This window comes from Arthrobacter sp. DMZ02-1R, from assembly GCF_057747935.1.
In genome coordinates, this window is record NZ_CM173230.1 from 1,180,927 (window position 1) to 1,202,797 (window position 21,871).

At 63.4% G+C, this 21,871-nt stretch carries 19 protein-coding genes; 14 read left to right on the plus strand and 5 right to left on the minus strand.

From position 1 onward, the window contains the following. Positions 1-58: 58 nt before the first annotated feature. Positions 59-1,144 (plus strand): inositol-3-phosphate synthase, encoded by a 1,086-nt coding sequence (locus tag AC3ANQ_RS05675; RefSeq protein WP_488304187.1) that lies wholly within the window; start codon positions 59-61, stop codon positions 1,142-1,144. 204 nt (positions 1,145-1,348) lie between these two features. On the opposite strand, the gene AC3ANQ_RS05680 is transcribed toward AC3ANQ_RS05675, so the two are convergent. The 3 genes from AC3ANQ_RS05680 to mshA all read right to left on the minus strand — a co-directional run bounded on the left by AC3ANQ_RS05680 (position 1,349) and on the right by mshA (position 5,553). Then, positions 1,349-2,308, minus strand: a complete 960-nt coding sequence (locus AC3ANQ_RS05680; protein ID WP_488304188.1) for a DUF559 domain-containing protein — start codon at positions 2,306-2,308, stop codon at positions 1,349-1,351. A 167-nt stretch (positions 2,309-2,475) separates the two neighbouring features. Beyond that, the gene (locus AC3ANQ_RS05685) at positions 2,476-4,170 is read right to left on the minus strand and encodes a formate--tetrahydrofolate ligase (RefSeq protein ID WP_488304189.1); all 1,695 of its coding nucleotides are present in this window, start codon (positions 4,168-4,170) and stop codon (positions 2,476-2,478) included. A gap of 138 nt (positions 4,171-4,308) precedes the next feature. Further along, a complete protein-coding gene (gene mshA / locus AC3ANQ_RS05690) occupies positions 4,309-5,553 on the minus strand; it encodes a D-inositol-3-phosphate glycosyltransferase (protein ID WP_488304190.1) in 1,245 nt (414 codons plus the stop codon). A gap of 190 nt (positions 5,554-5,743) precedes the next feature. Between mshA and AC3ANQ_RS05695 the strand changes: the two genes are divergently transcribed. From AC3ANQ_RS05695 to tsaD, 7 genes are all read left to right on the plus strand, one after another. Then, positions 5,744-6,274 carry a GNAT family N-acetyltransferase gene (locus AC3ANQ_RS05695; protein WP_488304191.1) on the plus strand — a complete coding sequence of 177 codons (531 nt, stop codon included), beginning with the start codon at positions 5,744-5,746 and terminating at the stop codon, positions 6,272-6,274. A gap of 77 nt (positions 6,275-6,351) precedes the next feature. Continuing rightward, entirely contained in the window at positions 6,352-7,458 is a 1,107-nt protein-coding gene (locus AC3ANQ_RS05700) for a PfkB family carbohydrate kinase (protein WP_488304192.1), read from the plus strand. Positions 7,459-7,511: 53 nt separating this feature from the next. Further along, positions 7,512-8,717 carry an alanine racemase gene (alr, locus tag AC3ANQ_RS05705; RefSeq protein WP_488304193.1) on the plus strand — a complete coding sequence of 402 codons (1,206 nt, stop codon included), beginning with the start codon at positions 7,512-7,514 and terminating at the stop codon, positions 8,715-8,717. 11 nt (positions 8,718-8,728) lie between these two features. Further along, positions 8,729-9,304: a tRNA (adenosine(37)-N6)-threonylcarbamoyltransferase complex ATPase subunit type 1 TsaE gene (gene tsaE, locus AC3ANQ_RS05710; RefSeq protein WP_488304194.1), complete on the plus strand. Its 576-nt coding sequence runs from the start codon at positions 8,729-8,731 to the stop codon at positions 9,302-9,304. Further along, the gene (tsaB, locus tag AC3ANQ_RS05715) at positions 9,304-9,975 is read left to right on the plus strand and encodes a tRNA (adenosine(37)-N6)-threonylcarbamoyltransferase complex dimerization subunit type 1 TsaB (RefSeq protein ID WP_488304195.1); all 672 of its coding nucleotides are present in this window, start codon (positions 9,304-9,306) and stop codon (positions 9,973-9,975) included. The genes tsaE and tsaB overlap by 1 nt, the downstream gene beginning before the upstream one ends. A gap of 44 nt (positions 9,976-10,019) precedes the next feature. After that, positions 10,020-10,460 (plus strand): ribosomal protein S18-alanine N-acetyltransferase, encoded by a 441-nt coding sequence (gene rimI / locus AC3ANQ_RS05720; RefSeq protein ID WP_488305264.1) that lies wholly within the window; start codon positions 10,020-10,022, stop codon positions 10,458-10,460. Beyond that, positions 10,457-11,611 carry a tRNA (adenosine(37)-N6)-threonylcarbamoyltransferase complex transferase subunit TsaD gene (tsaD, locus tag AC3ANQ_RS05725; protein ID WP_488304196.1) on the plus strand — a complete coding sequence of 385 codons (1,155 nt, stop codon included), beginning with the start codon at positions 10,457-10,459 and terminating at the stop codon, positions 11,609-11,611. Before rimI ends, tsaD begins: the two co-directional genes overlap by 4 nt. 22 nt (positions 11,612-11,633) lie before the next feature. On the opposite strand, the gene AC3ANQ_RS05730 is transcribed toward tsaD, so the two are convergent. Continuing rightward, complete coding sequence (locus AC3ANQ_RS05730; protein WP_488304197.1) at positions 11,634-12,785, minus strand: glutamate--cysteine ligase; 1,152 nt, start codon at positions 12,783-12,785, stop codon at positions 11,634-11,636. Between the two features lie 229 nt (positions 12,786-13,014). On the opposite strand from AC3ANQ_RS05730, the gene AC3ANQ_RS05735 reads away from it, so the two are divergent. Further along, complete coding sequence (locus AC3ANQ_RS05735; RefSeq protein ID WP_488304198.1) at positions 13,015-13,833, plus strand: shikimate 5-dehydrogenase; 819 nt, start codon at positions 13,015-13,017, stop codon at positions 13,831-13,833. 6 nt (positions 13,834-13,839) lie between these two features. Here the strand turns inward: AC3ANQ_RS05735 and AC3ANQ_RS05740 are convergent, their stop codons facing one another. Beyond that, the gene (locus tag AC3ANQ_RS05740) at positions 13,840-15,075 is read right to left on the minus strand and encodes a THUMP-like domain-containing protein (RefSeq protein WP_488304199.1); all 1,236 of its coding nucleotides are present in this window, start codon (positions 15,073-15,075) and stop codon (positions 13,840-13,842) included. A 77-nt stretch (positions 15,076-15,152) separates the two neighbouring features. On the opposite strand from AC3ANQ_RS05740, the gene AC3ANQ_RS05745 reads away from it, so the two are divergent. The 5 genes from AC3ANQ_RS05745 (at position 15,153) to guaB (ending at position 21,799) form a co-directional block, all read left to right on the plus strand. Next, the gene (locus AC3ANQ_RS05745; RefSeq protein WP_488304200.1) at positions 15,153-15,563 is read left to right on the plus strand and encodes a hypothetical protein; all 411 of its coding nucleotides are present in this window, start codon (positions 15,153-15,155) and stop codon (positions 15,561-15,563) included. A 223-nt stretch (positions 15,564-15,786) separates the two neighbouring features. Then, positions 15,787-16,083 (plus strand): co-chaperone GroES, encoded by a 297-nt coding sequence (gene groES / locus AC3ANQ_RS05750; protein WP_488304201.1) that lies wholly within the window; start codon positions 15,787-15,789, stop codon positions 16,081-16,083. 85 nt (positions 16,084-16,168) lie between these two features. Continuing rightward, positions 16,169-17,779: a chaperonin GroEL gene (gene groL, locus AC3ANQ_RS05755; RefSeq protein ID WP_395798067.1), complete on the plus strand. Its 1,611-nt coding sequence runs from the start codon at positions 16,169-16,171 to the stop codon at positions 17,777-17,779. A 260-nt stretch (positions 17,780-18,039) separates the two neighbouring features. Then, positions 18,040-20,094 carry an acyltransferase family protein gene (locus AC3ANQ_RS05760; protein ID WP_488304202.1) on the plus strand — a complete coding sequence of 685 codons (2,055 nt, stop codon included), beginning with the start codon at positions 18,040-18,042 and terminating at the stop codon, positions 20,092-20,094. A gap of 193 nt (positions 20,095-20,287) precedes the next feature. Further along, positions 20,288-21,799, plus strand: coding sequence for an IMP dehydrogenase (gene guaB / locus AC3ANQ_RS05765; protein ID WP_395798065.1), 1,512 nt, complete (start codon positions 20,288-20,290; stop codon positions 21,797-21,799). Positions 21,800-21,871: the final 72 nt, after the last annotated feature.

Sequence of the window (21,871 nt, forward strand, 5' to 3'; positions counted from 1 at the left end):
GTCGTACATTCAGGTACAGACGCGCAAGGCACCTGAGGTTAGTGCTCAAAGGAGTTCCGTGTCTTCACATCCGATTCGTGTCGCCATTGTCGGTGTAGGTAACTGCGCCGCTTCGCTGGTCCAAGGTGTCCACTACTATCGCGATGCCGACCCCCAGGCCACGATTCCGGGTCTGATGCATGTTGAGTTCGGCAAGTACCACGTCAACGATGTCCAGTTCGTCGCTGCTTTCGATGTCGACAGCAAGAAGGTCGGCCTCGACCTTGCCGACGCAATCGGCGCCAGCGAGAACAACACCATTAAGATCGCCGATGTCCCTTCTACTGGCGTTACCGTGCAGCGGGGCCACACCCTGGACGGCCTGGGCAAGTACTACCGCGAGACCATCGTCGAGGCTCCGGAAGGGGCAGTGGACATCGTCGCCGCACTGCGCGAAGCCAAGGCCGACGTCATGGTCTGCTACCTGCCGGTTGGTTCCGAGGAAGCGGCGCACTTCTACGCGCAGTGCGCCATCGATGCTGGCGTCGCCTTCGTCAACGCGTTGCCCGTGTTCATCGCAGGCACCAAGGAGTGGGCAGACAAGTTCACCACGGCTGGTGTGCCGATCGTGGGCGATGACATCAAGAGCCAGATCGGCGCCACCATCACGCACCGCGTCATGGCCAAGCTCTTCGAAGACCGCGGCGTCACCCTGGACCGCACGTACCAGCTGAACGTCGGCGGCAACATGGACTTCAAGAACATGCTCGAGCGCGACCGCCTGGAATCCAAGAAGATCTCCAAGACCCAGGCCGTGACCTCAAATGTCGAGGCCAAGCTCCACGCAGACGACGTCCACATCGGCCCGTCCGACTACGTCGCCTGGCTCGATGACCGCAAGTGGGCGTTCGTCCGCCTCGAAGGCCGCAACTTCGGCGATGCTCCGGTATCGCTGGAGTACAAGCTTGAGGTCTGGGACTCCCCGAACTCCGCCGGCGTGATCATCGACGCCATCCGCGCCGCCAAGATCGGCCTGGACCGTGGCATCGGCGGCCCGCTGCTCTCCGCTTCCAGCTACTTCATGAAGTCCCCGCCGGAGCAGTTCAACGACGACCTCGCCCGCGAAAAGGTCGAAGCCTTCATCCGGGGCGACGTCGAGCGCTAGCCGCTCTCCCGCCTACCCTCCGCCCGGACGCTCGCTCACTTTTGTCGGGTTTTTGACGGACGCTCGCTCATTTCTGTCGGGTTTTTGACGGACGCTCCCTCACTTCTGTCGGGTTTTTGACGGACGCTCGCTCACTTCTAAATTGAGCGAGCGCTGTCGCTTAACGCTCACTCACCTTGGGCGCGTCGTGCCGATGCTCGCTCACTACACGGCGTTTGCAAAACCGGATGCGACGGCGGGATCCGCCCAGGCCGATCGCAGCGCCTTCTTGATCTTCTTGGTTGCCAATTCGAAACCAGTTGCCAAATCGTCCTTGCGGAACACGAGCACAGTCCATCCGGCTGCTTCGAAGGCTTTGTCCCGGCGTCGATCGCTCAGCGACTGTGCCTCCACGAGGTGATGGCCGCCGTCGTACTGAATGGCGACCCGCCTTTGGCGGAAGCCCAAATCCGCCGACGGCGAGAACGGATCGGCATCCCGCAGCCTGAGCTGAAGTTCTGGTTCGGGGATTCCCGCGTCCAGCATCGCCAAGCGAAGCAAGGACTCTGGCGCAGAATCCGCCCCAACGCGCATCAGCTCCAGCTCCTGCCGGGCACGCACCACGCCTTGCAAATTTGGATGCCGCTCCACCAGGGCACGCAGCTCTTCAAGGGTCGCGAACGGAGTGTCTCGCCCTTCGAAAGACTGCCGGGGGACGCGAATCAGCTCGTCGCCCATGCAGACGAGGTCGTTCAACGGCAGCAGCCTTGCCATGTCCAACCAGGTACGAGATCGTGTGCTGATCCGTATTCCATCAACGGATTCGACCTCGTCTTCGGCTGCGATCACGGTGTGGCCGATCACACCTTTGCGGCGAACTCCGGGCAATGACCGGGGCTTGCTGAGATGCAGCTCGGTTGAGTCCGAGAGCCAAGGTGGTAGGTAGGAACGGCGAAGGCGTGCCGCAGTCACGTGAGAAATCCAGGCACCGGGCGTAGCGGTAGACAGCGCCCGGGCGGCCGACTCAAGATCGAAGTCCCAGCCGGCCGGGCGATAAAGGCCGCGGCTGACGCTTTCGATGTCGACACGCCGGAGGCGGCCGCGCGGGACTCCTTGGGCTCGAGCCTCGGCGAGCGTGAACGGTCGTGAAAGCAGTTCGACGGGTAGGGCAAACTCATTTCGCATACCCGCATTGTTACGCAAACGGGCTGATGCTTGCAGAAGTTATCCACAGGCTCAGGATTCGGTCGATAGACGGGGCATCGGGACGAGGAAACGTGAGCGAGCGTTTCTCGAATCGGCGCCATAGGTGAGCGAGCGTCACAGGAAAAGGCGCCATAAGTGAACGGGCGTCAGAAGAGGCCCACCGGATTGCCGTGCTCATCGACGTCCATGCGCATCGCGGCCGGCTCCTTTGGTAATCCCGGCATCGTCATGACCGCACCGGTCAGTGCGACAATGAAGCCCGCCCCGGTCTTGGGGATCAGCTCGCGCACGTGCACCGTGAAACCCTTGGGGGCGCCCAACTGCGAGGCATCGTCGGTGAATGAATACTGCGTCTTGGCCATGCAAACCGGCATTCCGCTCCACCCATTTTTCCGGATGTCCGCCAAGCGCCTGAGCGCGGGGACCGAGAACTCTACGCCGTCGGCGCCGTAGATTTCTTGCACGATCGTGCGGATCTTGTCCTCCACAGACAGACTCAGAGGGTACAAATGCCGGAAGTCCGACGGCGCTGCTGCCGCCACCGCCGCGGCGACCTTCGCCGCGAGCTCGTCACCGCCGTCGCCCCCTCCACCTCGACCCCAGACATCGGCTACCGCAGCCTGCACCCCCTCCTGGGCGCACCAAGCGAGCAGCCATTCGAGCTCTTCCGACGTATCCGTGGCGAACTTGTTGATCGCGATAACTGGTGTGACGCCGAACTTCTCGACATTGTGCACGTGCCGCTTCAGGTTCTCGACGCCGGCGGCGAGGGCCTCGACGTTCGGCTCCTTGAGCAACTCCTTCGGGACGCCCCCTTGCATCTTGAGCGCCCTGATAGTCGCAACGACGACGACGGCGGAGGGCGCCACGTCTGCGATGCGAGCCTTGATGTCCATGTACTTTTCGGCGCCAAGATCGGCACCGAATCCAGCTTCCGTGACCACGATGTCTGCGAGCTGTTGGGCCGTTCGGGTCGCAATGAGCGAGTTGCAGCCATGAGCGATGTTGGCGAACGGGCCACCGTGGACCAAAGCCGGGGTTCCCGCGATGGTCTGCACGAGGTTCGGTTTGATGGCGTCCTTGAGCAGCATGGTCAGCGCGCCCTGGACCCCAAGATCGGCCACGGTGACTGGCATCCGATCGTAGCTGTATCCGAAAGTGATCCGGCCTAGGCGCTTGCGGAGATCGTCCAGATCCGTGGCGAGGCAAAAGACGGCCATGATCTCGGAAGCCACGGTGATGTCGAAACCGTCCTGCCGCGGTACACCTTGAGCAGGGCCGCCCAAGCCGATGATGACCTCCCGGAGGGACCGGTCATTCATATCGAGGACCCGCTTGAAGGTCATGCGGCGGGGATCGATTTTGAGCTCGTTGCCTTGGAAGATGTGGTTGTCCACGAGCGCCATGAGGGCGTTGTTGGCCGAGGTGATCGCGTGGAAGTCGCCTGTGAAATGCAAGTTGATCTCGTCCATGGGCAGAACCTGGGAGTAGCCGCCACCGGTCGCTCCTCCCTTCATGCCCAAGATGGGCCCAAGGGAAGGTTCGCGCAGTGCGATCATTACCCGGTGACCGGCCCGTGCCAAGGAATCGGCGAGGCCCACCGTCGTGGTGGACTTTCCCTCACCTGCGGGGGTCGGAGACATGGCCGAAACGAGGACTATCTTGCCGGCATGCTTGGCTTCAGGGAGGCGGAGCTTGGCGGGATCGATTTTCGCTTTGAACCGACCGTACAGATCCAGGGCATCCACATTGATCCCGGCCCGCTCCGCGATCTCCTCGATGGGACGTATGGCTGCGTTCTGGGCAATTTCAAGGTCGCTCAAGATCCTGTTTTCAGACATCCCTTGTCCTCAGCTCTGTACGGAACACTGTGCGCGACAATCTATCAGGCGAGTCCCCGTAGGTGAGCGGGCGTCGTCGGGATGGGCCTCATAGGTGAGCGGGCGTCGTCGGGACGGGGCTTATAAGTGAGCGGGCGTTTAGCTTGGGCGGACCAGGACGGCGCCGATGGCCGCTTGGTAGCTCTCAAGAGCGATGGTCGCCGTCCTCTGCCAGCCGAAGGCTTCCGCATGTACGGCAGCCGCGCGGCCCATGTCTTCCCGGGTGCGGGAGTCGTCGTACAAGGCTTCGATGACGTCGGCCCAGCGAGAGGGATCGTGGCCGTCCACCAAAATACCTGTCCGCCCATCCGCAATGGCTCTGGACAGCCCGCCCACGTTGGCGGCCACCACCGGGGTGCCGCATGCCTGGGCCTCAAGGGCAACAAGCCCAAACGATTCGCTGAAGGAGGGCATCACCACGACGTCGGCTGAACGGAACCAGGCCGCCAGCTTCGGGGCCTTGACCGGCGCCCGGTGGGTCACGACGTCGTCGAGCCCCGCGGCCGCAATAAAGGACTGCAGGTTGAAGTCCTTGGCACCGCTCAGGGCGCCCAAGATGGTCAGCTCGAGGTCGATATCGGGCCGCCGCTTGCGGAGGACCCCGACGGCTTCGATGAAGACCTGCGGACCCTTGAGCCGTTGGATGCGTCCGGCGAACAGGAGGTGGAAACTGCCGGGCCGCACGCCGAGCTCGGCACGGGACCGGGCCCGGAATGCGGGGGTGAACACAGTGAGGTCAACGCCTGGGGGCGCGACGTCGATGTGGTCGAAATCGGCGTCGTAATGCGATACCAGTTCCTGGGCCTCGGCTGGAGTGTTGGCTACGAGGCGCGTTGCCCCCTCCACGATCCTGTGCTCACCGTCTTCCCGCAGTCGCGGTTCGGGGCGTTCGCCGGATTGCAGCACGAGGTTCTTGACCTTGGCCATGGTGTGCATCGTATGGATCAGTGGCACGTTCCACAGCGCCGAGAGTTCCAAGCCGGCCACACCGGACACCCAGTAGTGCGAATGGATGGCGTCGTAGCGGCCGTGCGGCTGCCGCTGCCGGATCCTCTCGATTTCGGCGACCATGGTGTGGAGGAGCTCGGGAAGTTCCTCTTTGGGGAGCTTCCGGGGCGGCCCCGCCAAGACGTTGTGGACGCAGACGCCGGGACCGGGGTGTTCGACGGCGGGTTGCTCGGCGGACGTTGAACGCGTGAAAATCTCTACTTCCACGCCGAGATCGGCCAGCGCCATAGCCAGGGCCCGGACGTAGACATTCATGCCGCCGGCATCGCCAGAACCGGGCTGTTCCATAGGGGAGGTGTGGAGCGACAGGAAAGCCACGCGACGGATCATCGACACGGCCTACCTCCTGTACCCAACGCAATTCAACAAGTTCCGCGAGGCGCAACCTTCCTGTGCCTCAGCGAAAACACTACTCCTGACATCCGCGGCGTCGCAGTCCGGCAACAGCGCAGCCCGGCCAACAGCGCAGCCCGGCCAACACGATGGCCAGCGCACCAACGCAAGATTGGCTGCTACCGTAGCGGGCGTGAGCCAATCAAACACTGAAGCAGCAACGGCACCAGCCGCGAAATACGAGATCCGGCCGGCGCAGGCTAGCGACTGGCCGGGGATCTGGGCTGTTCTTGAACCCGTGATCCGTGCGGGGGAGACCTTCACCTGGGATCGGGACACGTCCGAAGACACGGCGAGGAGCAAATGGTTCAAGGATGCTCCCGGCCAGACTTTTGTGGCGGTGCGCGGCGGCGAGGTACTGGGTACCGGTGAACTGCACGCCAACCAGGGCGGCGGGGGAAGCCACGTGGCCAACGCCGGCTACATGGTCCACGCCAATTATGGAGGGCAAGGCATCGCACGGGCGCTTTGTGCCTATTCCTTGGCTGCCGCCCGGGACTCCGGGTTCAAGGCTATGCAGTTCAACGCCGTCGTCGAAAGCAACGTCCGCGCGGTGGGCTTGTGGCAGTCCATGGGCTTCCGCATTCTGGCGACTATTCCCGAGGCCTTCCAGCACCCAACCCTTGGCTATGTAGGCCTGCACGTCATGTACCAGGAGCTCTAGGGCCCAAGCCGTGACCAGGGGCGGACCTCCCGTCCGAAGGCTATGCACACACGTGACCGCAGCGTAGTCTGCGGTGCATGGACGCAACGCCCAGGCCTGGATTCGATCCCCTCGCCGCCATCCGCGGAGACGCGAACGGCGCAGGGGGCGATTCGGGCTGCGACCTCCTGTTGACGGGTACCGTCTTCCAGGACATCATCTTCACCGGACTGGACCATAGTCCGGAGCCGGGGACAGAGGTGTGGAGCCAAGGCATGGGCACATGCCCCGGCGGCGTGGCCAACCAAGCGATCGCGGCCGCACGGCTTGGGCTGAGGACGAGCCTGGCGGCGGCCTTCGGAGATGACGGGTATGGGGACTTCAACTGGCGGATCCTCGAGAGCCAGGAGCACGTGGATCTCTCCCTCTCGAGGAGGTTTGAGGGCTGGCATTCCCCGGTCACCGTTTCCTTGTGCCTCGATCACGATCGTTCCATGGTCACTCACGGACACCCTGCGCCCATGAGCGCATCCGAACTGATCGGCGAGCCCCCCAAGGCGCTAGCCGCCGTCGCGGATCTAGGCGAGGAACCAGAGCCCTGGATGCTTGCGGCAGGCAAAGCCGGCGTCAAACTCTTCGGCGACGCCGGGTGGGACCCGACTGGGCAGTGGTCGTCGAAGCGACTTGACCAGCTCAGCAATTTCCACGCATTCATGCCCAACCAGCGGGAAGCGATGGCCTTCACCGGCAAGGACAATCCGTGGTCTGCGCTTTACGCGCTCGCCGACCGCGTTCCGGTGGCCGTAGTGACGCTCGGAGCCCAAGGGGCCATGGCCGTGGATTCCGAAACCGGTGAGGAGGAATGGGTGCCGTCCCTTCCGGTGACGGCATACGACCCCACGGGTGCAGGCGACTGCTTCGGCGCGGCGTTCGTTGTGGGCTGCCTGGCGGGGTGGCCCTTGGGGGACAGGCTCCGCTTCGCCAACCTTTGCGCCGCGTTGGCGGTACAGGAGGTGGGAGGCTCGCTGGCTGCTCCCGGCTGGGGCGACATCGCCGATTGGTGGCAGCGGGCCAACGCCCGGCGGGAGCGGCAGTCCAGCCAATGGCTCAAACGGTTCGCGTTCCTGGAAGACATTGTCCGTGACGTGCCGCCCGGAGCGCAGCGGCGTGCATCGGCGACTATCGCCCACAACTCCGACGCCTGAGCTGCGCCGACCCACAGGCAATCCCTGTGCCGCGGCGGCACTAGAATCGTGAGGTGACTTACGAAGCAGCTGCCAGTTTCGAGCCCAAGACGAAATCGGGTTCGGCAATGGTCCTCGAACGATCAGCCGTCATCGACTTGGACGCTGTCCGGCACAACGTGCGCCAATTCGTGGCTATCGCCTCGCCCGCCAACGTCATGGCCGTGGTCAAGGCGGATGCCTACGGACACGGAGCCATCCAGGTGGCACGGGCAGCTCTCGACGCCGGTGCCCGCTGGCTCGGCGTCGCCCATATTTCGGAGGCTCTGGCGCTCCGCGCTGCCGGAATCGACGCACCCCTGCTGGCGTGGTTGCACACCACCGAAAGCAACTTCCAGGCGGCCGTAGCCGCCGGCGTCGACGTCGGGATTTCCGGTTGGGAACTGGACGCCGTGGTCGCTGCGGCACGCGAACAGGAACGTCCGGCCCGCATTCACCTGAAGGTGGACACAGGCTTGGGGCGCAATGGTTCCACGATCGACGAGTGGGACAAACTGGTGGGCCAGGCCATGGAATACCAGGACGAAGGCCTCCTCCGCGTAGTGGGCATCTTCTCCCACTTGGCCGTCGCCGATGAACCCCACCGCCCGGAGACCGATGAGCAATTGGCGGCCTTCCGGGAAGCGATCGCCGTGGCCGAGGACGCCGGGGTGGACGCGGAAGTGCGGCATTTAGCCAACACGCCGGCCACGCTTTCCCGCCCGGACGCCCACTTCGACCTCGTCCGCGTGGGGCTCGGACTCTACGGGCTGTCCCCTTTCGAGGGACAAAGCGCCGCGGAGCTGGGTCTCCGGCCCGCCATGACGCTCCGCACCCTGGTCTCCAACTGCAAACGAGTTCCCGAGGGCCAAGGTGTGTCTTACGGACTCAACTACCGGACTTCCAGCGAGAGCACCTTGGGCCTCATCCCGCTCGGCTACGCCGACGGCGTGCCGCGCATCGCCACCGGAGGGCCGGTGCGCGTTAACGGAGTCACCTACCCCGTTGTGGGGCGGATTGCCATGGACCAGATGGTCGTTGACTTCGGGAATGTGGGTGCTGAGGCAGCGAGTTTGCTGGGTGCTGAAGCCGTCATGTTTGGCGATGGCGCCGACGGTGGCCCGACGGCGGACGACTGGGCGGCCGCGGCGGGCACCAACAACTACGAGATCGTCACCCGCATCAGCCCCCGGGTCCCGCGGATCTACATTAATGAGACTCCGGGAGCGGATGCCCGGTGAGCGGGACACCCGTGAGTGAGGTACTGTGGGAGCGCACCGTCACGGTCGCGACGGCGGAGCAGACACACGCTTTGGGCTCGGCACTCGGTGGGGTGCTTGAGCGCGGGGACCTGCTGGTCCTGACAGGCGAACTCGGCGCAGGCAAGACAACCTTCACCCAGGGACTCGGCGAAGGCCTGGGCGTCCGCGCCGGGGTCATCTCGCCCACGTTCGTCCTGGTGCGCATCCACCCCAACCTGCCCAACGGTCCGCGACCCGGCGGCCCTGATCTGGTCCACGTTGATGCCTACCGGCTTGCCTCCGCAGCGGAGATCGACGACATCGACCTCGAAAACACCATGGACAGCTCGGTGACGGTGGTCGAGTGGGGGCGCGAGCGCGTGGAACACCTTTCGGACAGCCGCCTGGACATCGAGATGCATCGGACCGTCGGTGGCTCGGATACGGCGGTCGCCACCCCGGAAGCGGGCCAGCATGCGGTCCTGGACTTCGACCCCGAGGACGACGACGAACCACGCACCATCGTTTTCCGCGGCTTTGGCCCACGGTGGAGCACCGTCCCCGAAATACTGGAAGAGAACGCCTGATGTTGATCCTGGCCATTGATACTTCGGCCGTGGCGAGCGCCGCGCTCATCTCGGACGATGCCCTGGAAGGCGTGGTTGAATCCTTCGCTACTGAAGACACCCGCAGCCACGCCGAGGTCCTGGCGCCTGGCATTGAGAACCTCCTGAGCGACGCCGGTGTCACCGGAGCAGACATCGACCTCATCGTCACCGGCGTCGGCCCGGGGCCGTTCACGGGGCTCCGTTCGGGGATCGCGACCGCCCGCACGTTGGCATTTGCCTGGAACAAACCGCTATTCGGTCTCATGAGCCTCCACGCGATCGCTTTGGAAGTGGCAGAGTCCACAGAAGCTCAGGCCGAGTTCCTCGTTGCGACGGATGCCCGCCGCAAGGAGGTCTACTGGGCGCGCTACACGCTCAATGAAGGCCAGCTCCCGCACCTCGTGGATGGTCCACATGTGGGCTCCGCCTCGGAGTTGCCCGATCTTCCCGTCTTCGGGGCTGGGGGCGGCATCTACGCGGACGTCGTCAAAGCGAACGGGGAATTCAGCACCACCCAACCCGACGCCGCCTCACTGGGCCAGTTCGCCATGGCCCTGATCGCGGCCGGCGAAAGGCTGCCGGACTCCACGCCCTTGTACCTGCGGGAATCGGATGCTCAAGTGCCTGGTCCCAGGAAGCGTGCCCTGTGAGTACCTCACACGAGTTCAAACTCGATGGCGTGACCTTGCGTGACATGACCGCTGACGACGTCATCGCCGTCGAGGTCCTGGAACGCCGGCTATTCCCGGTGGATGCCTGGCCGATGCAGATGTTCTTCGATGAACTTGCCCAGGTGGATACCCGCCGCTACGTAGTTGCCGAAGCCGGCGGGCAGATTGTGGCCTACGCCGGCCTCATGTGCATCGAGCCAATCGCGGATGTGCAGACGATCGCCGTCGTGCCCGAATTCGAAGGCAGGGGGATCGGCTCCGCTATCCTCACCGAACTCATTGAGGAGGCCCGAGGGCGCGGGGCGATCGAGGTCCTTCTCGAGGTCCGCGCCGACAATCCCCGTGCCCAGGCTTTGTACGTGCGGTTCGGCTTCGAGCAGATCCACGTGCGGCGGCGCTATTACCGCGACGGCGCGGACGCCCTCATCATGAGGCTGACATTGACTGAAGGAATCCCGGCGTGAACCAGCCCAGCCACGTGAACCACTCCAACACCGTCCAGCCGCTCGTGCTTGGGATCGAGTCCTCCTGCGACGAAACCGGCGTAGGGATTGTCCGGGGCACGAGCTTGCTCACCAACACAGTGTCCTCCTCGATGGATGAGCATGTCCGTTTTGGCGGCGTCATTCCGGAGATCGCTTCCCGCGCGCATTTGGACGCCTTCGTCCCCACACTGCAGGAGGCCCTGCACGAGGCCGGCGTGACGCTGGACGACATCGATGCGATCGCCGTGACCTCCGGGCCTGGTTTGGCCGGCGCGCTCATGGTGGGTGTCTGCGCTGCGAAGGCACTTTCTGTTGCCACGGGCAAGCCGCTCTATGCCATCAACCACTTGGTGGCACACGTCGGCGTCGGGCTCCTTGACGGAAACGTGGGCGGCGCGGCGGGCGGCAAAGCTGGACTCGGCGCTGCTGGACTCGCCGCCGGCGGTCGGCTGCCGGAGAACCTCGGTGCGTTGCTGGTGTCCGGTGGACATACGGAAATCCTGCGTATCCGCAGCATCACCGACGACGTCGAGATGCTGGGTTCCACCATCGACGACGCCGCAGGCGAGGCCTATGACAAAGTGGCGAGGCTGCTGGGCCTTGGCTACCCCGGCGGGCCGGCCATCGACAAACTTGCCAAGCAGGGCAACGCCAAGGCCATCCGCTTCCCGCGCGGCTTGACCCAACCCAAGTACATGGGAACCGTCGAGGAGCCGGGACCGCATCGTTACGATTGGTCCTTCAGCGGTCTCAAGACCGCCGTCGCGCGCTGTGTAGAGCAGTTCGAAGCGCGCGGCGAGGACGTCCCCGTAGCCGATATCGCCGCCGCATTCCAGGAAGCAGTAGTGGACGTCATCACCTTCAAGGCTGTGCTGGCCTGCAAGGAGAACGGCATCACGGATCTGTTGCTGGGCGGTGGCGTTGCAGCCAACTCCCGGCTCCGCGAATTGACAGGGCAGTGCTGCAGCTCTGCCGGCATCACGTTGCACGTTCCACCGTTGTCACTGTGCACAGACAACGGTGCCATGGTTGCTGCCTTGGGCTCGCAGCTCATCATGGCGGGAATCGGTCCAAGCGGCGTCGCTTTTGCTCCGGATTCTTCCCTGCCGGTCACTACGGTTTCGGTGTAGGCGCCGGAATCGCGTCCGTAGGCTAGGCGGTCGGAACGGACCGCATTTGCTGTACGAGGTCCTGGACAACGGCATGAAGATCACCGTCGTGCTGGGCAGCGACGCGGCGTTGGCGCTGGTAGCCCGCTCCGCGGGTGATGATCTTTTCGACGTCGGCCAGTTCCTCCGAGCAACCGAGCTTTTCCGCGACGGGCGCCAACCGGAGGAGGGTTTCCTTCAGGTGATCGGTGACAAGCTGCTCATTGCCTTCGGCATCGAGGATGATGATCGCCTCCATGCCGTAGCGGGCCGCCCGCCATTTGTTTTCCTGGATATGCCATGGCGGCATGGTGGGAATGCTGCCGCCGTTGTCCAGGATGGTGGAGAACTCGTCCACCAAGCACTGGGTCAGGGCTGCAACAGCGCCGACTTCCTCGAGGGTTGCCAAGCCATCGCAAATGCGCATCTCTATGGTGCCCAAATTCGGTACGGGACGGATATCCCAGCGAATTTCGGACAGGGTATCGATCACTCCTGTGGTGAACATGTCCTGGACGTAGGACTCATATTCAGCCCAGCTGGGGAACTGGAAAGGCAAGCCTGCCGTGGGCAGCTGTTGGAACATGAGGGCACGTTGTGACGCGTAGCCGGTGTCTTCGCCACCCCAGAACGGGCTTGAGGCGGACAAGGCCTGGAAATGGGGGAAGTAGTTGACCAGACCGTCGAGGATGGGGAGCGCCTTATCCCTCCGGTCCAGGCCGACGTGGACGTGGACCCCGTAGATGACCATTTGCCGTCCCCACCATTGGGTGCGATCGATCAGTTTGGCATAGCGCTCTTTGTCCGAGACCGGTTGAAGCTGCGGCGGGCTGAAAGGATGGCTGCCGGCGCAGAAAAGTTCCACACCCATGGGGTCCGTAACCTCCCTGACGGCATGCAGGGACCGGGCCAGGTCTTCCTTGGCTTCCTTGACGGTGTTGCACACGCCCGTGACAAGTTCCACGGTGTTCAGGAGCAATTCCCGCTTGATGTGCGGATGCTCGTCGTCTTCGTTCAGGTCCGGATGCCGGGATGCCACGCCGCGGAGGACCTCATTCGCGACCGAGACCAATTCGCCCGTGCGTGCGTTGACGAGCGCCAGCTCCCATTCCACCCCAAGTGTCGACTGCCTGGATGGAGCGAAATCAATCTGCACGTAGGTCCCCTCGGTGTTATGCCAAAAACGCCTGAGCAACGCCCGCCGTGGGGCCGTCAGCGGTTGGCTCAAGTCTAATGCAGGGGCGGTACGGTACCGCATGGGAGGAAACCTAAGGAAAACGATCTTGTTCGTCATCAACAAGTAGGGTCCGCGCCTCAAGGCGCGCAAAGGCTAGCTCCCCGTCTAGGCTGGGCACAGAACCCCGCTACGCGAAGGAAGCCCCGTTATGCCGATCCTCAACAAAGACATGACGCTCTGTATCTCCCTCTCGGCCCGGCCCAGCAATAACGGAACGCGCTTCCACAATTTCCTTTACGAGGCGCTGGGCCTGAACTGGATCTACAAGGCCTTCGCCCCCACGGACTTGGCCAACGCGATCGCAGGCGTGCGCGGCTTGGGGATCCGCGGCTGCGCCGTTTCGATGCCCTACAAGGAAGACGTCATCGCCCTCGTGGACCGCATGGACGTATCGGCCGCCGCTATCGATTCGGTCAACACGATTGTCAACGACGCCGGTGTTCTGACGGCCTACAACACGGACTACACGGCGATTGCCCAGCTGATCGAGCGCAATGCGATCGACCCGGCGTCGTCCGTGCTGCTCCGTGGCTCCGGCGGCATGGCCAAGGCCACCGCAGCGGCCTTCCGCGACGCTGGATTCTCGCGAGTCACCGTCGTTGCCCGGAACGAAAAGCTTGGGCAGTCCCTTGCGGGGCTCTATGGCTTCGGCTGGCAGGCCGAAGTAGGGGAATCAACGGCGGACGTGCTCGTCAACGTGACCCCGATCGGAATGGCCGGCGGACCTGAGTCCGGCTCCCTGTCCTTCCCCGAAGAGGCGGTGGCGGCAGCGCACGTGGTGTTCGACGTCGTCGCTCTCCCTGCAGAGACGCCGCTCATCAAGGCCGGCCGCGCGGCAGGCAAGACCGTGATCAGCGGCGCTGAGGTAGCCACTATCCAGGCCCTTGAACAGTTCGTGCTTTACACGGGCATCACGCCAACCCCGGAGCAAGTGGCTGCCGCGGAGGAGTTCACGCGCTCCCAGTAGGCCTGCTCAGGAGGCTACCGGCTCCACTACAACAGCCACCCGCTCCTCGCCGATCCTGGTGAGGACCAAGGTGGCTGTTTTGTTCCCGCGGGCTTTCGCTGAGCCCTTTCCTGCCGGCAACAATTGTTTCCGCAATTCCTCAGGGGTAACGGACGTGCCGCGCTTCTTGATGTCCAGGACGCTGACGCCGTTGGCCTTCACCCACGCCTTCAGGGCCTTGACGTTGTACGGCATGACCTCCAGGACTTCATAGGCGCGGGCGAACGGGGTCTCCACCAGTTCGGGCGCGCAGATGTAGGCGATGTGTTCGTCCACCAAGTGGCCCCCAAGCCGGAGCGCGACGTCGGCCACCAGTCCCGCGCGGATGACCGCACCGTCCGGTTCGTACAGGTATCCCTCTACGGGCCCGACGTCGGGCACCGGGCCGCCATCGAAATCCTCGCCGCTGGTGATCTCGGCCGCGCCTTGCGGCCCGAGGACCAGGGCCGCCCGGCGGATGCCGGGCCTCGCGACGTCGTTGAACCACAGCGTCACCTCGGTCACATCCCCTCCCACCGAAACCCACTGCGCCTCGCAGCCGGCCGGAACCGATTCATGCGGCATCCCGGGTCCCATCTTGACCCCGACGGACTTGCCGGTAGCTGCCAGCGATTCGACGAAGGAGAATGGCGGCGAGAAAGCCTCCGGATCCCAGATCCGTTTGGTGCCAGACGACGACGTCGTGCGGCGCGCCGGATCGAGCCACACGCCGTCGACCCCGTCAAGGGGTACCGACGTCGCGTCGGAATGCACCACCGTTGCGTGCGGGAAAGACATGAGGTTGATGGTGGCGCAGGCGGCGGTGGTCTCGTCGAGTTCCACCGCGGTGACCTTGATGTCCATGGAGGCCATGGCCATGGAGTCGGCCCCTAGCCCGCAGCCCAGGTCCGCTACGTGCTGCGTGCCTGCTTTGGCGAAGCGCTCAGCGTGCCTGGCTGCCACATTGAGCCGGGTGGCCTGTTCCAGGCCGGCTTGGGTGAAGAGCATCTGCCGGGCGAATTCGCCGAACTTGGCCTCGGCCCGGGTGCGGAGCCTGGATTGGGTGAGGACAGCGGCCACAAGCGCGGGGGAGTGGCCGTCTTTGCGCAGCCGCGCATTCAGGGCAAATGCTTCGCCATCGCGGTATGGTCCCAAGGACGCCAGCAGTTCCCAACCCTCAGTTGTCAGCAGTGGGGCAATTTGGTCTTGGGGTGTGTCAGCCATGGGAACCAGCCTACTGGCCGCCCGTCATACGGGGCGGAGGGGGCTCCGGGACCATCCAGGCCGATATGGTTGATGCCATGGAAGACAACCCAGTACGCCAGCCTGACGACGCCAATGGTTCTCCCTCTGCCTCCGATAAACGTCCCTTCGCCGGAAATCTCTCCAAGTATGCCCGTCCTGCGCTCATTGCGGGTGCTGCGATTGCCATCGTCTGCATCGCGCTCTTGATCATTATTTTCTTCCTCGACTCCTTCGACGCGGCCACCTACTCCATGACCGGAAAGAGCGTCCAGGACGCCACGGACGAGGCCCGCGACATCCGGGACACCTACACAGGTGCCCGGATCGGCGCGATCGTCGGACTGGTGGTGTCCGGCGTCGTCGCGCTCGCCAGCGGTGTACTGCTCTACCTGAACCGCGAAACGGCGCCGGAAGAAGAGTACGACGACGGCGAGGACGTGGACTTCGACGACCTCGCCGGGCAATGAGCCAATTGACTCCGTGGCGGCCTGCCGCCGTTCACCCGCGACGGAATTCTGGCACTCGCCTTGACCGAGTGCTAATGCTTACATAGAGTCTTGATTAGCACTCTCCCTAGGTGGGTGCTAATCATGCCGCCAGGCACTTACCGGCACCGCGACGACGGTAAGCACGCCACGGCACCCCTGGTTTGATAGTCCATGTACTACCTCACGTAAAGGAGAGATCCGAGTGTCGGTCTCCATTAAGCCTCTCGAGGATCGCATTGTTGTCCGCCCGCTCGAAGCAGAGCAGACCACGGCTTCCGGCCTGGTTATCCCGGACACGGCACAGGAAAAGCCGCAGGAAGGCGAAGTTGTTGCAGTTGGCCCAGGCCGCTTCGACGACAACGGCAACCGCGTACCTGTCGATGTAACCGTTGGTGACATCGTTATCTACTCCAAGTACGGCGGAACTGAAGTCAAGACCGGCGGCAACGAGTACCTCGTTCTGTCCGCCCGCGACGTTCTGGCGATCGTCGTTAAGTAATTTCCTGGATCCCGCATCGCAGATCGAGTCGAACTTCTTCTGACTGATCGGCGGTGCGGGTTTTCCGTCTTGAAAGGACACAACCATGGCAAAGCAGCTAGCGTTCAACGACGCTGCCCGCCGCTCGCTCGAAGCAGGCATTGACAAGCTCGCCAACACCGTCAAAGTGACCCTCGGCCCGCGCGGCCGCAACGTCGTTCTGGACAAGAAGTGGGGCGCACCCACCATCACCAACGACGGCGTGACCATCGCCCGTGAAGTCGAACTCGACGACCCGTACGAGAACCTTGGCGCACAGCTGGCCAAGGAAGTCGCCACCAAGACCAACGACGTCGCAGGCGACGGCACCACCACAGCCACCGTGCTGGCACAGGCACTCGTCAAGGAAGGCCTGCGCAACGTTGCCGCAGGCGCCGCCCCTGGTGAAATCAAGCGCGGCATCGAGGTCTCAGTCCAGGCCGTTGCTGCCCGCCTCCTGGAGAACGCCCGCGAAGTGGAAGGCACCCAGGTTGCCAGCGTTGCAGCGATCTCCGCCCAGAGCGACGAGGTTGGCGAACTGCTGGCCGAGGCCTTCGGCAAGGTCGGCAAGGATGGCGTCATTACCATCGAAGAGTCCTCCACCACCCAGACCGAACTGGTCCTCACCGAGGGCATGCAGTTCGACAAGGGCTACCTGTCCCCGTACTTCGTCACTGACGCGGAACGCCAGGAAGCTGTCCTCGAAGACGCGCTCATCCTGATCAACCAGGGCAAGATCTCCTCGCTGCAGGAATTCCTGCCGCTCCTTGAGAAGGCCCTGCAGGCAGCAAAGCCGCTCTTCATCATTGCCGAGGACATCGACGGCGAGGCACTGTCCACGCTGATCGTGAACCGCATCCGTGGAACCCTGAACGTCGTTGCCGTCAAGGCTCCGGGCTTCGGTGACCGCCGCAAGGCCATGCTGCAGGACATCGCCACCCTGACCGGCGCGCAGGTTGTCTCCCCGGAGCTCGGCCTGTCCCTGGACCAGGTTGGCCTCGAGGTCCTGGGCACTGCACGCCGAATCACTGTCACCAAGGACAACACCACGATCGTTGACGGCGCTGGCACGGCGGAGGACGTCGCAGCGCGCGTCGCCCAGATCCGTGCCGAGCTGACCCGCACCGACTCCGACTGGGACCGGGAAAAGCTGCAGGAACGGCTTGCCAAGCTGGCGGGTGGCATCGGCGTCATCAAGGTCGGCGCAGCCACCGAGGTTGAGCTCAAGGAAAAGAAGCACCGCATCGAGGACGCAGTGTCCTCCACGCGTGCTGCCCTTGAAGAAGGCATCGTCTCCGGCGGTGGCTCTGCCCTCATCCACGCCCTCAAGGCACTGGACGAGGACGCTGCAGTCAAGGCCCTGGAGGGTGACGCGGCTGCCGCCGTCGGCATCGTCCGGCGCGCCCTGACCCAGCCGCTTCGCTGGATTGCCCAGAACGCCGGCTTCGACGGCTACGTCGTCGTCGCCAAGGTTGCCGAGCTGGAAGACAACCACGGCTTCAACGCCAAGTCCGGCGTGTACGAGGACCTGATCGCCGCCGGCGTGATCGACCCCGTCAAGGTCACCCGCTCCGCACTCCAGAACGCCGCGTCCATCGCAGCCCTGGTTCTCACCACCGAGACCCTGGTTGTCGAGAAGCCGGCCGAGGAAGACGAGCACGCAGGCCACAGCCACTAACTCTGGTTGTTTGATGCGCGAGGCCCGGTCCCCTTGGGGGCCGGGCCTCTTGCTTTCCCCTGGGGGCATTTCGCCGGTATCGCGTAGCTTTTCGTGCCGAGATGCTGTTTCGAGCTTGGGTCCAGACAACCTTCCGGAAGCTCCCAGACAGTCGTGTCCTAATGGACGATGAGTCGTTGGCTGGCAGCGTTCCAAATTGACGATGAACATTACGAATCAGTAACATCGGCGGTTCGTGCAGCACCCTTGGAGGCAAGACTTTGACAACCACGCGCGCTTTGGTGCCACCCCGGCACCAAGGCGAGACGGTAAAACCGGCGGCCAAGTCGACCTTCAGGCCCGAAATTCAGGGGCTTCGATCTGTTGCCGTGCTCATGGTTGTCACCTATCACATTTGGTTCGATCGGGTCTCCGGCGGCGTCGATGTCTTCCTCCTTATCTCTGCATTCCTCATGACGCTGCAGTTCACAAGGCGGTACTCGGATGGGCGCCAAACGGCGCTGATCAGGCACTGGCTGCACCACTTCCGCCGGCTCTTGCCTGCAGCAGTGACGGTCATCGTTGGAACGCTGGCCGCAACTTACATCTTCATGCCGGCCACGCGCTGGTTGGACACCATCCAGCAGGGTTGGGCTTCACTCTTCTACGCCGAAAACTTCCTCCTGCAGTCCCAGGCAGTCAACTACTATGCGGCGGACCACAGCCTGGCCAGCCCGCTCCAGCATTTCTGGTCGCTGTCCATCCAAGGACAGGTCTTTATCGTCTGGCCGATCATCCTCGTTGGAGCAGGCTGGGTGGCAAGGCGGTACCGGCTCACCTACGTTCCCCTTCTCCGCTACATCTTCGGCTTGGTCTTCCTCGTTTCGCTGGTGTATTCCGTGGTTTTCACCGCAACGGACCAATCGGCAGCGTATTTCTCGACGGGGGCCAGGCTTTGGGAGTTTGCACTCGGAACGCTTCTGGCCCTCTTCCTTCCCATGGTGAAAATCCCGAGGTCAGCGAGGATCGTCCTTGGGTGGATCGGCATCCTGGCGATGCTCAGTTGCGGGTTCATTCTCGATGTCGAGGCAGCGTTCCCAGGGTTGGCCGCATTGTGGCCCACACTGGCCGCGGCATGCTTGCTCGCGGCGGGACAGACGGAGAGCCGGTTCGGAGTCGACCGAATCCTCAGTTCCAAGCCGCTGGTCCGCATGGGCAACAATTCATACGCCCTCTACCTGTGGCACTGGCCCATGTTGGTCATCTATTTGGCATGGTCTGGAAAGACCCACGCCGGTTGGTTGTCCGGCACTGTGATCATCATTGGCGCTTTCCTCTTGGCTGTTTTGACCACAAAGTTCGTCGAGAAGCCGTGGCGGGAGTGGACGTGGCCCGAGGCGAACCGGCGCAGGAGCGTGATTTCGCTGGTTGCCGCGGCTACCGTGGCCATCTTGCCGCTCACGGGCTGGCCCCTGCAGATCGAGCAGACAAACCGTGCGTTGCTTGCGAATATGGACGCTCGCAACCCGGGTGCAGCAGCAGTTGGCGGGGATATCATCTACACTCCCGATCCGAGCGTGCCCTTGGTTCCAAGCATGACCTTTGTTGATGCCGACTGGCCGGTTTTCCCGACTCCCTGCAAAGGGACTGCGGACGCACAGGACTTCGTTAATCGCTGCACCAACGGGATCACGAACGGGACTAAAAACGTTGTTGTCATAGGCAGTTCGCACGCCCACGTGCTGAACACGCCGCTACTGACCATGGCCGCAAAGAATAACTGGAGCCTTACGTCCATCACGAAGGGATTTTGCCCGCTTGGCGAGGACACCGCGGCAGACATCACCCAGAGCTGCGTTGACTTCAACAAGGCCACGCTCGCTGAAGTCCTGAAGATGAAGCCGGATGTTGTGGTTACCACCAGCACCCGCACCAATGCGCAGAGCGACATACCCGAGCGGCTCGATCCTTCATGGGTCACGGAGGTGAAGACGCTCAACGACGCAGGGATCCAAGTGGTTGCCCTCCGAGACACTCCACGCGAAGCACAACCCGTTCCGGCCTGCCTTGAGAAGAATCCCGGAGCATATATTGCCTGTGGTTCCCAGCGCGCCGAAATCTACTCCGAAGACTCTCCGACAGCCGCAGTGGCCGGGGAGCTCCCCAACACGAAGTTCTTGGATCTCTCCAAATATTTCTGCCCCGATTCAAACTGTCCGGCCGTGATCGGGAACGTCATTGTCTATAAGGACGACAACCATGTGACCGCTACCTACATGAAGACGTTGACCCCGTACTTCGAGAAGGCGTTCATGGCTGCCACGGGGTGGAGCTGAGCGGAAGGAACCTCGACGCCGTGTGCCCCAGGTGCCGTTGCTCACATTGCCCGTGCGGAATATGGGGATCGGCGGCGAGGTTCTACTATTTATTCAGAACCTTTCTGCACAGGCCAGTCCCGTAATGACGGGCTGGTCATCAGCTGCAACCCCTACCAGAGCAACCCCAAGAACCAAGGTAAGAGGCGCACTCATGACCCAGCCCGAACACGATCCCTTTGGCTTTATTGGCCTGACCTATGACGACGTCCTGTTGCTGCCAGGGCACACCAACGTCATCCCGTCCGAGGCCGACACTTCCTCCCGGATCTCCAAGCGCATCTCGGTCCAGACGCCCCTGCTGTCCGCCGCCATGGACACCGTCACTGAATCACGCATGGCCATCGCCATGGCCCGCCAAGGCGGTCTTGGCGTGATCCACCGCAACTTGTCGATCGAAGACCAGGCCGATCACGTCGACCGCGTCAAGCGCTCCGAGTCCGGGATGATCACCAACCCCCTGACTATCCACCCGGAAGCCACCCTGCAGGAACTGGACGAGCTGTGCTCCCGTTACCGGGTTTCCGGCCTCCCGGTGATTGACCCGGATGGCCGCCTGCTGGGTATTGTCACCAACCGCGACACCCGCTTTGTGCCGGAGTCCGACTTCCCGCTGCGGCTTGTTAGCGACGTCATGACCAAGATGCCCCTCATCACGGGCCACGTTGGCATCAGCCGCGAAGAGGCCTCGCACAAGCTGGCCACCAACAAGATCGAGAAGCTGCCCCTCGTTGACGAGCAGGGACGCCTCAAGGGCCTCATCACCACCAAGGACTTCACCAAGGCCGAGCAGTACCCGCTCGCAACGAAGGACGAGGAAGGCCGCCTCCGCGTCGGTGCCGCCATCGGGTTCTTCGGCGATGGTTGGGAACGGGCCATGACGCTGATCGACGCCGGCGTGGACGCATTGTTCGTGGATACCGCCAACGGCCACTCGCAGGGCGTCCTGGACATGATCACTCGCCTGAAGTCCGATCCTGTTGCCGCGCACGTGGACATCATCGGCGGTCAGGCTGCCACCCGCGAAGGCGCCCAGGCGCTAATCGACGCCGGTGCCGATGGCATCAAGGTGGGCGTTGGTCCCGGCTCCATCTGCACCACTCGCGTTGTTGCCGGTGTTGGCGTCCCCCAGATCACGGCTATCTATGAGTCCTCCAAGGCAGCCATCCCCGCCGGTGTTCCGCTCATCGCCGACGGCGGGCTGCAGTACTCGGGCGATATCGGCAAGGCCCTCGTGGCCGGCGCCGACACCGTCATGCTCGGTTCTTTGTTGGCTGGCTGTGACGAATCGCCCGGCGAGCTGATCTTCGTCAATGGCAAGCAGTTCAAGAGCTACCGCGGCATGGGTTCCCTTGGAGCCATGCAGTCCCGTGGCAAGAACACGTCCTACTCGAAGGACCGGTATTTCCAGGCGGACGTTTCCGGAGATGACAAGCTCATCCCCGAAGGCATCGAGGGCCGCGTCGCGTACCGCGGTCCACTTTCCTCGGTGGCATACCAGTTGGTGGGCGGCCTGCGCCAGACCATGTTCTACACGGGTGCGCCAACCATCGCCGAGCTCAAGGCGCGCGGCAAGTTTGTGCGCATCACCGCGGCAGGGCTGAAGGAGTCCCACCCGCATGACATCCAGATGACCGTCGAGGCTCCGAACTACGGTTCACGCTAGACAGTCAGTTTCAAGCGAGCCCGCCGCCGTCATCACGAGGTGGCGGGCTTGCTTATTTCCGCAGCACTGCGC

Bases quoted from the DNA above. Each gene is read 5' to 3' on its own strand.
- AC3ANQ_RS05680 (WP_488304188.1), bottom strand. From the start codon at position 2,308: ATGCGAAATGAGTTTGCCCTACCCGTCGAACTGCTTTCACGACCGTTC.
- AC3ANQ_RS05685 (WP_488304189.1), bottom strand. From the start codon at position 4,170: ATGTCTGAAAACAGGATCTTGAGCGACCTTGAAATTGCCCAGAACGCA.
- AC3ANQ_RS05700 (WP_488304192.1), top strand. From the start codon at position 6,352: ATGGACGCAACGCCCAGGCCTGGATTCGATCCCCTCGCCGCCATCCGC.
- tsaB (WP_488304195.1), top strand. From the start codon at position 9,304: ATGTTGATCCTGGCCATTGATACTTCGGCCGTGGCGAGCGCCGCGCTC.
- rimI (WP_488305264.1), top strand. From the start codon at position 10,020: ATGACCGCTGACGACGTCATCGCCGTCGAGGTCCTGGAACGCCGGCTA.
- AC3ANQ_RS05735 (WP_488304198.1), top strand. From the start codon at position 13,015: ATGCCGATCCTCAACAAAGACATGACGCTCTGTATCTCCCTCTCGGCC.
- AC3ANQ_RS05740 (WP_488304199.1), bottom strand. From the start codon at position 15,075: ATGGCTGACACACCCCAAGACCAAATTGCCCCACTGCTGACAACTGAG.
- AC3ANQ_RS05745 (WP_488304200.1), top strand. From the start codon at position 15,153: ATGGAAGACAACCCAGTACGCCAGCCTGACGACGCCAATGGTTCTCCC.
- groL (WP_395798067.1), top strand. From the start codon at position 16,169: ATGGCAAAGCAGCTAGCGTTCAACGACGCTGCCCGCCGCTCGCTCGAA.
- guaB (WP_395798065.1), top strand. From the start codon at position 20,288: ATGACCCAGCCCGAACACGATCCCTTTGGCTTTATTGGCCTGACCTAT.